Raw genomic sequence first — 12279 nt, forward strand, 5'->3', positions numbered from 1 at the left:
CGCTCGCTGCTGAAAATTGCGTTCCGGTGAGAACGGCGATCCGCCGTCCCCCGCTTTCACTGAACAATATCACGCAGAATTCAAGCGCGGCAATTCCTGAGTACCCTGGCGCGCCGGCGCCACAGCCGGCACGGCCACCCGCTCGCTGGCTGGCGCCGCTAGCGGGTGGCGACGATGAACAGCCGCGGAAACGGCAGCAGCACCGTGCCGTCGGCAAGTGCCGGGTAAGCCGCGGCGATCGCGTCCCGGTAACGCTGCAGGAAAGCGGCTTGCCCGGCATCGTCGAGTTCGGCGAGGAACGGCCGTAGGGCGCTGCCCTTAAACCATTCGACCACCGCGTCCGCGCCGCCCGCGAGCGGGTGGTGGTAGACGGTGCGCCACACGTCGACCCGCGCGCACAGCGGCTCGAGCAACCCGTAGTACCAGTCGGCGCCGTAGCGCATGGTGCGCTCGACGCCCTTGAGCTTGTGGGCCCATGGACCGTCCGCAGCGATCTCGCGCAGCAGACGGTGCGCGGGCTCGTCCAGATTGTCCGGCATCTGCACGGCGAGGCTGCCGCCCGGCGCGAGCTTCGTCACGAGCGACGGAAACAGCCGCTCGTGGTCGGGCACCCATTGCAGCACCGCATTGGCGAGGATAAGGTCGAATGGTCCCGGCGCGTCCCACGTGGAAATGTCGCTCACGTCGAACTGGAACTGCGGCAGACGCTTGCGGGCCGCCGCGATCATGTCGGGCGAACTGTCCATGCCGCTGACCGCCGCGCCCGGCAGGCGCGCGGCGAGCGTCCCAGTCGAGTTGCCGGGTCCGCAGCCGATGTCTACCGCGGTCTTCACGTCCGTCGGCGGCACGGCCGCCAACAGATCCCTGACCGGACGCGTGCGCTCGCTTTCGAACAACACGTACTGCTTCGCGTGCCAATCCTTCTTCGACGTCATCTGATGCTCCTTGTGTCCGTGGTGGCCGGATCGGTGGCGGCCGGTTTCGCTTTCGTGGCGGCTCCAACCGATCCAATCCGCTCATTCTCGGTGGCGCCAAGGGCGGAGTAAAATGAATTTATCATTCCGATTCCTTCATTTTTCTGATGAAAATCGACACGCTCGGCGTTCAGGCGTTCGTCGCCATCGCGGATCGCGGCAGCTTCCAGAGCGCCGCCGATTCATTGCACGTCACGCAAACGGCCATCACGCAGCGTCTGCGCAAGCTCGAAACCTACCTCGGCGTCACGCTGATCGAGCGGACCACGCGCTCCATGGCCCTCACCGAAATCGGCCGCAGTTTTTTGCCGCAAGCGCGCCGCTTGCTCGGCGAACTCGCCGACGCACTGGTCGAAATTCGCGAGACCGGCGTGGCGCGTCGCGGCGATGTGTCGATCGCCTGCGTGCCGACCGTGGGCGTGCAATATTTGCCGCGTATTCTGCAGGCGTATTCGGCGCGCTATCCGCATAACCGCATCAGGATTCTCGATCACGCGTCGTCCGCGGTGGAGGCGGCCGTGCTGCGCCGGGAAGTCGAATTCGGCATCAACATCGCGCGCGAGCATCATCCGGATCTGACCAGCGTGCCGCTCACGGAGGACCGCTATGTTCTGATCTGCCATCAGGATCATCCGCTCGCGAAGCGGCGCCGCATCGCCTGGCAGCAACTGCAGTCCTATCCGCTGATCTTTGCCGGCGAGGTGAGCGGCAACCGCGCGCTACTGGACGTCGCGCTGGAAACGAGCGAACTGGCGTTGCGCTCCTTTTACGAGGTGCAGCGCAGTTCGACGGCGGTCGGGCTGGTCGCTCAGGGTGTGGGCGCGGCCGTGGTGCCGGCGCTCGCGCTTCAGAAGGGCGCGTATCCAACGGTGCGGACCGTTGAACTCACGCATCCGGCCGTGTCGCGCACGCTCGTCCTCGTGGCGCGCAAGACCGCGCAGTTGTCGCCGGCGGCGCAGGCGCTTTACGACATGATTCTCGAGCAGGCGACGCTGAAAGCGTGAGAGCGGCCGGGTATCTCCGATGCTTCAAGTCGAAGCGTCCAAAGGCTCGGCAAACGCAAATAGGTTGTCGCGTGGCTCAGTGGCATTTGGCCGCCGTCGCACGCCGCAGAGTGAGCACCGTTAGGCAGTCCGCCACCAAACACATCGCCGAGAGCCTGAGGTTGCATCGATCACCGTCGCACGCCTTTGGCAATGCACCCCGCAAACACATCTCCGCGAGCCGCGGATTGCGTTCGATCCCCCTTCGCATGTCTACAAGCACTGCGCCCGCAAGCACGTCGCAGCGTGATTCAGGTCACGCTCGATCGCCCGCCGCACGCCGGCGGCGTCGCGCGCATACGCGGCGCTCAGCAGATCGTCGTGCGCATCATTGAGCGTATCGGCGAACAGCGCCTCGCCGAACAGCAAATTCGAAATCGGCCCGACCTGCAGCCACACGGTTTCGATCAACTCCAGCAGCAGCGGCGAGCCGGCCGCCCGGTACAGAATCAGATGGAATGCCTCGTTGGCGTCGAGATAGCCTTTGGCGTCGGCACTGCGCAACGCCTGCGCCATCTGCACATTCAGGCTTTCCAGCGTGCCAAGGTCGTGCGCCGTGAGATGCGGCACACCGAGTTCGGCGGCCTGGCCTTCGAGAATCAGGCGTACGCGCAGCACATCGTCGAACTGTTCCTTAGACAGATGCGGCACCGTCACGCCGCAATTGGGCACGTTGACGAGCGCCGATTCGGCCGCGAGGCGCTGCAAGGCGGAGCGCACCGGCATTTCGCCCACGCCGAGTTCGGCGGCGACGTGGCGGATCTTGATGCGCTCGCCGGGCACGAAGCGTCCGATCGTCAGCCACTGCCGCAGCGTGTCGTAGGTCTGGTCCTGCAGCGTGTGATGGCGCGAAGTTTTCATAGAGCTCGATGCAAAACCCCGTGGAAAAGAGGGCGAAAAAGGCCGGAGCGTCGGCGCGACCTCAGATCAGTTCGCCGAGACAGGCGTCGAAGGTGGCGACCAGCTTGTCCACGTCTTGTACCGACGTCTCCGGGCACACCAGGATCATGTTGTGAAACGGCGTGATCAACACGCCGCGGTTCAGCAAATAAAGGTGCAAGACGTGTTCCAGTTCCGGATCGAGTTGACGTCCGGCTTCGCTGCCATTGCGTGGCGGCGTCGGCATGAACTGGAATTCGTTGCGGGCGCCGACACGCGTCACGCACCACGCGAGGCCGTGCCGCGCAATCGCGTCCCGCAGTCCGCTCTCGATGCGTTCCGCCAGCGCGAACATATGCGTGTAAGCAGCCTCGGTCATTACCTCGGCGAGCGTGGCGCGGATCGCGCTCATGGCCAGCATGTTGGCGGTGAGCGTCGTGCCGATGCCGGAGTGTCCCGGCGGCGCACTACGCTTGGCCTGCTGGGCACGCGCGGCGAATTCCGCGCTAAAGCCGTATACAGCGCACGGAAAACCGCCGCCGACCGGCTTGCCGAGTACGAACAGATCGGGTTCGAGGCCGTGCGCCTTCGTATAACCGCCGGGGCCGCAACTGATCGTGTGCGTTTCGTCGATGGCGAGCAGCGTGCCGTAGCGGCGTATCAGCGCTTGCGCCTCGCGCCAGTAATCCGCCTCGGGCAGCACCATGCCGATGTTGGTCATCGCGGGTTCGGCGAGCACGCAGGCCACGTCGCCGTCTTTCAGCGCGTTTTCCAGCGCGGCGAGGTCGTTGAATTCGATCACACGCGTGCTGCCGAGCAGGTCGTGCACCTGGCCGATCAAACTGTCGCGCTGTTGCGGCTTGCTGTCGACCAGATCGACGAAAACGTCGTCCACGGTGCCGTGATAGCAGCCGTTGAAAATCACGATCTGCTTGCGTCCGGTCGCCGCGCGTGCCCAGCGCAACGCGAAGCGGTTGGCGTCGCTCGCGGTCATCGCGAACTGCCAGTACGGCAGCCCGAAGCGGCGCGCGAGTTCTTCGCCGACCCACACGGCGTCTTCGCCCGGCAGCATGGTCGTCAGGCCGCGCTGCGCTTGCGCGGCGAGCGCCCGTGCGACCGGCGCCGGCGAATGGCCGAACATCGCGCCGGTGTCGCCGAAGCAGAAGTCCGCATAGCGGTGACCGTCCACATCGGTAAACGCGGCGCCGCGCGCTTCTTCGACATAAAGCGAGAAGGGTGTCGACCAGTCGTTCATCCAGTGCAGCGGCACGCCGAACAGCAGGTGGCGCGCCGCGCGTTCGGACAGCGCGCGCGACTTGGGCATGGCTTCCACAAACGCGCGGCGTTCGCGTTCGACAAGCGCTTGCGCGCGCGCCCAGTTGATGCCGTGACGGGTATTCAATTGCAATTGCGCGCTCTCCAATCAGGTTATCGGCCGCAGCCCACGCTCAGACGAGCAGTTGCAGATGCTCGCGTTCCCACGCGGTAATGCCTTGCGAGAAGGTCTCGAATTCCTTTTCCTTCACCGCGCAATATGCCTGCACGAAGCTGTCGCCTAGCACCTCGGCGAGTTCGCTGCATTTCGACAACGCCTTGAGCGCGTCTTCGAGACCGCGCGGCAACTCGTACTCGAGGTCGTAGGCGCTTTCGATCATCGGCGCCGACGCTTCCTGCTGCTCCACCATGCCGAGATAGCCGCAGGCGAGGGTGGCCGCCATGGCGAGATACGGGTTCACGTCGACGCCCGGCACGCGGTTTTCGAGCCGTCGGCCGTCCGGTCCGGAGTTCGGCACGCGGATCCCGCAGGTGCGGTTGTCGTAACCCCAGCGCACGTTGATCGGCGCAGCGGTGAAGCGCGATAGGCGCCGGTAGGAATTCACGTACGGCGCGAACATGGGCATGGCTTGCGGCATGTACTTCTGCAAGCCGCCGATATAGTTGAAAAACAACGGGCTCGCCGAGCCGTCCGGCAGCGAAAAAATGTTCTGCCCGGTTTCACGATCGACGATGCTTTGATGAATATGCATCGCGCTGCCCGGTTCGTGCTCCATCGGCTTGGCCATGAAGGTGGCGAAAATGCCGTGACGGAAGGCCGTTTCGCGCACCGCGCGTTTGAACAGGAACACGCGATCGGCGAGGTCGAGCGCGTCGCCGTGCGAAAAGTTGATCTCCATCTGGCCGGCGCCGACTTCGTGTACGAGCGTCTCGACGCCGAGATGCGTCATCTCGCAGAAGCGCGACAGGTCCTGGAAGAACGGATCGAATTCGTTGACCGCATCGATCGAAAACGACTGGCGGCCGGCTTCGTGGCGGCCCGCGCGGCCGAGCGGCGGGCGCAGCGGTTCATGCGGATTCTTGTTCTGCGCGATCAGGTAGAACTCCATCTCCGGCGCGACCACCGGGCGCCAGCCGCGCTCTTCGTAAAGCTGCAGCACGCGGCGCAATACCGCGCGCGGCGAGATGCCGATCGGCTTGCCGTCCAGCCCGACGCAATCGTGAATCACCACGGCAACCTGTTCGATAGCCCACGGCACGAGGCGCACGGTGTTCGGATCGGGAATGCAGACCATGTCGGGATCGCTCGGCCCGACAAAGCGCTCGAAATTCGCGAATTCGCCGTTGACGGTGATCATCAGCAGCGCATTCGACATATGCATCTTGCCTTCCGAGAGAAACAGGTTCTTCGGCACGATCTTGCCGCGCGCGACGCCGGTCATGTCCGGTATCACGCACTCCACTTCATGGATCCGGTGATGTTCCAGGAATTCGCGCAAGCCGCCGTGTAGGTCGCTTTGCAAGGTTGACTCCAGTCGGTTGATGACAGCGGCGCGAGGCGCTTTCGACAACGCGCGATGAGCCGCCTGTTCGGAAAAGCTGGATTTTTTGCATTGTGGGATTTGATCAAATCATGCCACGAAATTCGCGTTTTGGGAAATGGGATGAAACCCGTGCGCGCGACGTTCGGTGCAGGCACTCCCTGGGCTGCTTTGCCGCAGGCGTTATGCGACGCGGTGTCACTCTCGCCGCGGCGAGCTATGCGGAACAATCGATCGAAGCGTCACCGGGCATTCACGAATGCCTGGCGATCCTGTCTATCGGAGATCGTGGCGTGCATACCAACAGGCGCTGATAACGGACAGGGAGTGCTTCGCTCAATGCGCTTCCTGTCCGGCGTCGTTTCGTTTCGGGAAGAGTGTCGCTTCGTCATTTCACAAGCTCAAATTGAGTTTTAACCTGCACGGCGTTGTCTTGTGAAGACGATCAGTTGAACATAGCGACCGCATTACTACCCACATTGTGAGGATGAAATCGAATGAAAAATAACAAGAACAATAACAAGAAAATTGCGCTACAGCTCGGCGCGATGGCTGCTGCGGTGTTTCTGAGTGCTTCGTCGGCGTATGCGGTTGTGAGCGAGCCCGCGCCGAACCCGTTTCTCGCGTCGAAAACCTATGCGCTGACACACGTCGATCCAGCCGCTACCGACGTCGCACCCTATCCGCTCACGCGAGGCACGTTCCACATCGACCTCGCCAGGGAGCCGCGCGTGGTTCGGGGTCCGGTGAACATCATGACGCTCGCATCCACGTCGACGGACTATATGTGGGGTGTTTCGAGCGAAGGTGCCACGTACATCGACGTCTCCAACGGTGGGTTCAAGGAAGTCGCCCGCATCACGCCGCCCGGCATCAAAGCCCTTCCGCCTGAACTGCTGGCCAGGGTGGTCGACCAGAAATACACGAATATCGACCAGATCAAGGATGCGGTCTTCAAGGAGCTGGGCCTCGATCAGACGCGCGTCGGCAATGGTATTTATGGTCTCGTCGATAAAGACAATCGCGTGTACTACAACACGGGGGACGGCAGAATCTTCGTCTATGCGTTGAAGGACCCGAAGAATCCGGCGGCGGGCATCCACGTCGTCGCGTCACGCGATATGACGAAGGACGTGTTGACCGGCAAGCGTGGTTGGGGCAACAACCAGGAAGGCCTCATGGGTCTGAACCTGACCTACGACGGCAAGCTCGTCGTGCTGGGCAATAACTCGATCTCCGTGATCGACCGTGACCTGGCTGGCCCGGCGCAAACAGTCCACCTTGATGAAGACGAGTTCGTCAGCAATTCGGTTGCGGTGGACGACAAAAACGGTCTGTATTTCGCGTCCGACAAGAAGATGCACAAGGTCGTCTGGACGGGAAGCAAGCTGTCCAACGATCCGGCCGACGGCGCGTGGAGTTCGCCTTACGACGCCGGCGAGTGGATGCCGACCGTCAAGTTCGGCACGGGCACCGGCTCGACGCCGACCCTGATGGGCTTCGGTAAGGACGATGACCGGCTCGTCGTGATCACGGACGGCGCGGATCGCATGAAGCTCGTCGCATTCTGGCGCGACCAGATTCCCGCGGGCTTCAAACAGCAGCCCGGCGCGAAGTCGAACCGGATTGCCGGGCAGTTCCCGGTGAGCGCGGGCGTGCCGCTGAGCACGAAATACATTCAGTCCGAGCAGTCCGTGGTCGTCAACGGATACGGCGCGTTCGTGGTCAACAACATTGCTGAACACGGCGAAAAGGACAAGCTGGTCGACGTTCTTTCGCTTGGCCCGATCAACAAGCCGGCGCGCGGCGCGGAACGGGTCGATTGGGATCCGGTGAAACATCAATGGAAGTCGGTGTGGACCAACGCTTCCGCGGTGTCGATCAGCATGGCGCCGACGATGAGCGGTCCCTCTGGCATCGTGATGACCAACGGCTACTACAAGGATGGCTGGGAAATGGCGGGCCTCGACTGGAATACCGGCAAGGTCGTGTATCGCGCGATTTTCGGCACGACCAACTGGGGTAACGGCGCGTACGCACAGCCGCAACTTTTCCCGAATGGCGACTTGCTGTTCAACAGCATTGGCGGTCCGATTCGGGTTCGCAATCAGTAAGCAGTTGAGTTAGCAAAGGCGGCGACCTGGGGCGCGCGCAGTCGGCGAGCCAATTGCGCGGTGCCGCTTTCAACGCACCCCTCACGTGCCCATGGCGCGCATGAGGGGCGTTGCTTCAGGCAAAGTCAGTCGAGCGCGACAACGCCTCCCACGTTTCGATCTCCCCGCTCAGCGCCGCCAGTTTCGTCTTTACCAGATCGAATGCATCGTTGCCGAGCAGCAGATGCGCCGGCGGATTCGCTGCCGCGACGATCTCCAGCAGCGCCTGCGCCGCTTTGTGCGGATCCCCCGCCTGCTTGCCGCTCTTGGCCTCGCGCGCCTCGCGGATCGGATCGAACAGGGCGTCGTAGTCAGCGATGCTGCGGCCCGCGCGGACCATCGAGCGCCCGGCCCAATCCGTGCGGAACGAGCCGGGTGCGACGGCCGTGACCTTGATGCCGAAGCCCGCGACTTCTTTCGCCAGCGTGTCGCTGATGCCTTCGAGCGCGAACTTGCTGCCGCAGTAATACGCAATGCCGGGCATCGTGATGAAGCCGCCCATCGACGTGATGTTGATGATGTGACCCGAGCGGCGCTCGCGCATGGCGGGCAGCACCGCCTTGATCATCGCGACCGCGCCGAACACGTTGACGTCGAATTGACGGCGCAGATCGTCGAGCGGCGATTCTTCCAGCGTGCCCTCGTGTCCGTAGCCGGCATTGTTGACGAGGACGTCGATCGGGCCGACGGTTCGAGTGATCGCGGCGACGGCGGGCGTGATCGCCTCGAAGTCCGTGACGTCGAGCACGGCGGCGTGCGCCCGTTCGGCCGCCAGCGCCGTGAACGCATCGCGCGCCGCTTCATTGCGCACCGTGCCGACGACGGTGTGGCCCGCGTCGAGCGCCGCCTGCGCGAACGCGCGGCCGAAACCGGAACTGACGCCGGTGATCAGAAACGTTTTGCTCATGGTGATCCACTCCTTTGTTTTGTCCGTCATCACACGGCGCTTTCGGGCGAAAACGCGTGGCATCGTCGGAAACCAGGACAGGACTGAATGGTAGGCGTGGCAGGGCCGGGCGCGAATGCCGGTTCGTCTGCGGTGATTGCCTAATTCTATGAACGGATGGATTTTCTGGCGCGGCGATGGCACAGTGCAATCTGCTTAGCCATGTCGACGGGGCCCGCAGTGAACCACAAACACCATGATCCGAGCGCGCGGCAACGCATGGTGGCCTTGCTCGAAAATCTCGCACCGCTGGAAGGCTACAACCTCACCGTGCTGCCCGACGTGCGCTTTCTGCGCTCGAACCGGCCGCTCAGCCGCACACCGGTGCTGTACGACCCGGGCGTGGTGATCGTCTGCCAGGGGCGCAAGCGGGGCTTTCTCGGCGAGACGGTCTACGTGTATGACGCGCAGCACTACCTGGCCGTGTCGGTGCCGGTGCCGTTCTCGATGGAAACCGAAGCAAGCGAGGCCGAGCCCTTGCTTGCCATCTATTTCCGCCTCGATTTCAAGCTAGCCGCCGATCTGATGCTGCAACTCGACGAGCGGGACGCGGGCGTGCCGGCCGAGCCTCGCGGCATGATGTCGACGCCGCTCGACGCGAAGCTGAGCGCTTCGGTACTGCGCTTTCTTGAGGCGATGAGCGTGCCGCTCGAGGCTGAGTTGCTCGGCCCAGCCCTGGTGCGCGAAATCTATTTCCACGTGCTGACCGGCGAGCAGGGCGGATCGATGCGCGCCGCGCTGACCGCGCAAGGCCAGTTCGCCCGGATCGCCAAGGTCATCCGCAAGATTCACGCATGCTATCGTGAGCCGCTCGACGTCGAGCAACTCGCGCTGGAAGCGAACATGAGCGTGCCCAGCTTCCACTCGCATTTCAAGGCCGTGACGCGCACGTCGCCGATGCAATATCTGAAGTCGACGCGGCTTCATCAGGCGCGCCTGCTGATGGTGAGAAACGAGGTGACGGCGGCGCTCGCCTGCGTGCAGGTGGGCTATGAGAGCGCCTCGCAATTCAGCCGCGAATTCAAGCGCCTGTTCGGGCTCAGTCCGGTTGAGGAGGCCAACCGGATGCGCAAAACCTTCGCCGTGCCGCCGCCCGCGCCGGGGTCGATCTTCGTCGCGTCGCACTGAGCGGCGCACTGAGCGGCGCACTGAGTGGCGCTGGCCCGGTGCGCACGGCGCAAACCGTGCCTGTCCGTTCCATTGAGCCGTCGATACGCTTTGAACCCATGCTACAGATACTCGGCAAGACCTCATCCATCAACGTCCGCAAAGTTTTGTGGACGTGCGCGGAGCTCGCGCTTCCATTCGAACAGGAAGACTGGGGCTCCGGATTTCGCGCGACCAACGTGCCGGAATTTCTCGCGCTGAACCCCAACGCGATGGTCCCCGTCATCAAGGACGGCGAGTTCGTGTTGTGGGAGTCGAATTCGATCATTCGTTACCTGGCCGGCCGCTATCACGGCGAGTCGTTATATCCCGTCGAGCCTCGCGAGCGCGCCCGCTGCGATCAGTGGATCGACTGGCAGGCGAGCGAATTGAACCGTTCCTGGAGCTACGCCTTTCTGGCGCTGGTCCGGCATTCTCCGGCGCACCAGGACCCGCGGCAGATCGAGCTGTCGTGCGCGAACTGGGCGAGGCATATGGCCATGATCGAAGGCCAGTTGCGGAAAACCGGCGCGTTCATCGCGGGAGAAGCGTTTTCGCTCGCGGACATTCCGATCGCGCTGTCTATCAACCGCTGGCTGGAAACGCCGTTGCGGCACGGCGATTTGCCCGCGGTTGACGCGTATATGGCGCGTCTCGCCACGCGCGAAGCCTACCGAACCTATTGCCGCAACGGCACGCCGTAACGCGTTCGCGCTTACCCGCGCGGCTTACAAAAATCCGTATGCGATGCTTACGGATGCCTGCCCATGCAAGCGCTTCTGCGCCGCACACCCGACTCGCCTACAATGGCCGCTTTTGCGACACCGATTGAAGGTTCCATGATGCGGGTATCGAAAGTTGCGCTGGCGTTACTGGCCGCGTGTTTCACTCTGAATGCGAGCGCCGAGATGACGGCCGCCCAGTACAAACAATGGGCGCATGCCGATAACAACTCGGTCTACGCCGCGTACATTACGGGCACGATCAACGCGTTCGGCTGGGCCAACGGCGAGCTGGTATCGAAGAAGAAGCCAGCGCTTTTCTGCCCGCCGCAAAATCTCGCCATCGGCAATCAGAACGTCTACCCGTTGCTTGACGAGTTCTTCAAAAATCACCCGGGCATCTCGGACGACTTTCCGATCGGCCTTGCGATTCTTCGTTCGCTTCAGGCCGCGTTTCCCTGCTGAAGTCGATCGCGACGGCGTGGCTGGCGCCGCTCAGGCCGCCGTCAGCGTGTCGCGGTCGTAGTTCTTTGCGTAGGCGTTCTCCACGCCCGGCAGAATCTCCACGATATCGAAGTAGCGGTCCCAGAACGGTGTCTCGCGCAAGGCTTCGACTACGAGTTCATACGCATGGTGGCTCGTGGCACTCCACACCCAGATATCGGTGACACGCGCCGAATAAAACTCGATGTCGTAAAAGCGCATGCTGACCTCGTCGGCGTAGCGCTTGAGGATCGGCTCAATGTGTTCGGCCAGCAGACGGAAGCGCTCGTCGACGGCAAAACCGAGCCATTCGGGCGTCGTTTTGACGAGCATGAATACGGTGAGTACGGGTTCTTTCGCATTTGAAGTCATGAGATTCGATTCCTGTTGAATGCTGAAGGCTGATGGTTTCGCGAAAACAGGATTAGAATACGAGCGAACACTCACATTTAAAACTCGCATTCCCAACATGGCCAGATCAGCTTCCACGCAGCGTCTGAAGCCCCGTAAAGCACCGCTTCAGCGGCGTTCGGCGCAAACCGTCGAGACTGTGCTCGAAGCGGCGGCTCGCATTCTGGAGACGCGCGGACTCGACGGCTACACGACCAATGCGGTCGCGGAGCGGGCCGGCGTCAGCATCGGCTCGCTCTATCAATATTTTCCGAATCGCGATGCGTTGACCGTGGCGTTGATCGAGCGCGAAACCGCGCAACTGGTGGCGGACGTCGAGGCGGCGTCGTTACTGGAGAACTCGCGTGACAGTGTGCAGGCGATGGTGCGCGCGTCCGTCGCGCATCAGATGCGCAGGCCGGTGCTGGCGCGCATCATCGATATCGAGGAGCGCCGCTTGCCGGTCGACGAGCGCAATCAGCGCATTGCCGACACGATTCATACGGCGCTGGTCAGCGCGCTGACGGAGAAGGCGCAGGTGCCCGAACTGGACGATGTGGATCTGGTCGCGCGCGATCTGCTGGCGATCGTACGCGGCATGGTCGACCAGGCGGGTGAGCGCGACGAGCGCGACGCCGCCGCGCTGGAAGTGCGCGTGATGCGCGCGGTGGACGGCTACGTGGCGCAGTCGAGGAGGGTGGACGGCGACGCGATCTAGCTGGCGCAA

At 63.0% G+C, this 12279-nt stretch carries 12 protein-coding genes; 6 read left to right on the forward strand and 6 right to left on the reverse strand.

What is annotated here, in order from left to right; genetic code table 11:
• Positions 1-158: 158 nt before the first annotated feature.
• Positions 159-935 carry a trans-aconitate 2-methyltransferase gene (gene tam, locus PQR32_RS19675; protein ID WP_408230377.1) on the reverse strand — a complete coding sequence of 259 codons (777 nt, stop codon included), beginning with the start codon at positions 933-935 and terminating at the stop codon, positions 159-161.
• Between the two features lie 146 nt (positions 936-1081).
• On the opposite strand from tam, the gene PQR32_RS19680 reads away from it, so the two are divergent.
• Positions 1082-1978 carry a LysR family transcriptional regulator gene (locus PQR32_RS19680; RefSeq protein ID WP_408230380.1) on the forward strand — a complete coding sequence of 299 codons (897 nt, stop codon included), beginning with the start codon at positions 1082-1084 and terminating at the stop codon, positions 1976-1978.
• Between the two features lie 252 nt (positions 1979-2230).
• On the opposite strand, the gene PQR32_RS19685 is transcribed toward PQR32_RS19680, so the two are convergent.
• The 3 genes from PQR32_RS19685 to PQR32_RS19695 form a co-directional block, all read right to left on the reverse strand.
• On the reverse strand, positions 2231-2878 hold the full coding sequence (locus tag PQR32_RS19685; RefSeq protein ID WP_408230383.1) for a GntR family transcriptional regulator: 648 nt from the start codon (positions 2876-2878) through the stop codon (positions 2231-2233).
• Positions 2879-2939: 61 nt separating this feature from the next.
• The gene (locus PQR32_RS19690) at positions 2940-4298 is read right to left on the reverse strand and encodes an aspartate aminotransferase family protein (RefSeq protein ID WP_408230604.1); all 1359 of its coding nucleotides are present in this window, start codon (positions 4296-4298) and stop codon (positions 2940-2942) included.
• 46 nt (positions 4299-4344) lie between these two features.
• Positions 4345-5694, reverse strand: coding sequence for a glutamine synthetase family protein (locus PQR32_RS19695; protein WP_408230386.1), 1350 nt, complete (start codon positions 5692-5694; stop codon positions 4345-4347).
• A 515-nt stretch (positions 5695-6209) separates the two neighbouring features.
• Here PQR32_RS19695 and PQR32_RS19700 point away from each other — a divergent pair.
• Positions 6210-7826, forward strand: a complete 1617-nt coding sequence (locus PQR32_RS19700; protein ID WP_408230389.1) for a hypothetical protein — start codon at positions 6210-6212, stop codon at positions 7824-7826.
• Between the two features lie 115 nt (positions 7827-7941).
• Here PQR32_RS19700 and PQR32_RS19705 read toward each other — a convergent pair whose 3' ends face one another.
• Positions 7942-8772, reverse strand: coding sequence for an oxidoreductase (locus tag PQR32_RS19705; protein WP_408230392.1), 831 nt, complete (start codon positions 8770-8772; stop codon positions 7942-7944).
• Positions 8773-8991: 219 nt separating this feature from the next.
• Here PQR32_RS19705 and PQR32_RS19710 point away from each other — a divergent pair, with 219 nt between their 5' ends.
• The 3 genes from PQR32_RS19710 (at position 8992) to PQR32_RS19720 (ending at position 11144) form a co-directional block, all read left to right on the forward strand.
• Positions 8992-9939, forward strand: a complete 948-nt coding sequence (locus PQR32_RS19710; RefSeq protein ID WP_408230395.1) for an AraC family transcriptional regulator — start codon at positions 8992-8994, stop codon at positions 9937-9939.
• A gap of 98 nt (positions 9940-10037) precedes the next feature.
• Positions 10038-10661: a glutathione S-transferase family protein gene (locus tag PQR32_RS19715; protein ID WP_408230398.1), complete on the forward strand. Its 624-nt coding sequence runs from the start codon at positions 10038-10040 to the stop codon at positions 10659-10661.
• A 135-nt stretch (positions 10662-10796) separates the two neighbouring features.
• A complete protein-coding gene (locus tag PQR32_RS19720) occupies positions 10797-11144 on the forward strand; it encodes a hypothetical protein (RefSeq protein ID WP_408230401.1) in 348 nt (115 codons plus the stop codon).
• 30 nt (positions 11145-11174) lie between these two features.
• On the opposite strand, the gene PQR32_RS19725 is transcribed toward PQR32_RS19720, so the two are convergent.
• Positions 11175-11534 (reverse strand): darcynin family protein, encoded by a 360-nt coding sequence (locus PQR32_RS19725; RefSeq protein WP_408230404.1) that lies wholly within the window; start codon positions 11532-11534, stop codon positions 11175-11177.
• Positions 11535-11631: 97 nt separating this feature from the next.
• On the opposite strand from PQR32_RS19725, the gene PQR32_RS19730 reads away from it, so the two are divergent.
• A complete protein-coding gene (locus PQR32_RS19730; protein WP_408230407.1) occupies positions 11632-12270 on the forward strand; it encodes a TetR/AcrR family transcriptional regulator in 639 nt (212 codons plus the stop codon).
• Positions 12271-12279: the final 9 nt, after the last annotated feature.

The organism is Paraburkholderia dipogonis, assembly GCF_046027395.1.
GTDB classification, from domain to species: Bacteria; Pseudomonadota; Gammaproteobacteria; order Burkholderiales; family Burkholderiaceae; genus Paraburkholderia; species Paraburkholderia dipogonis_A.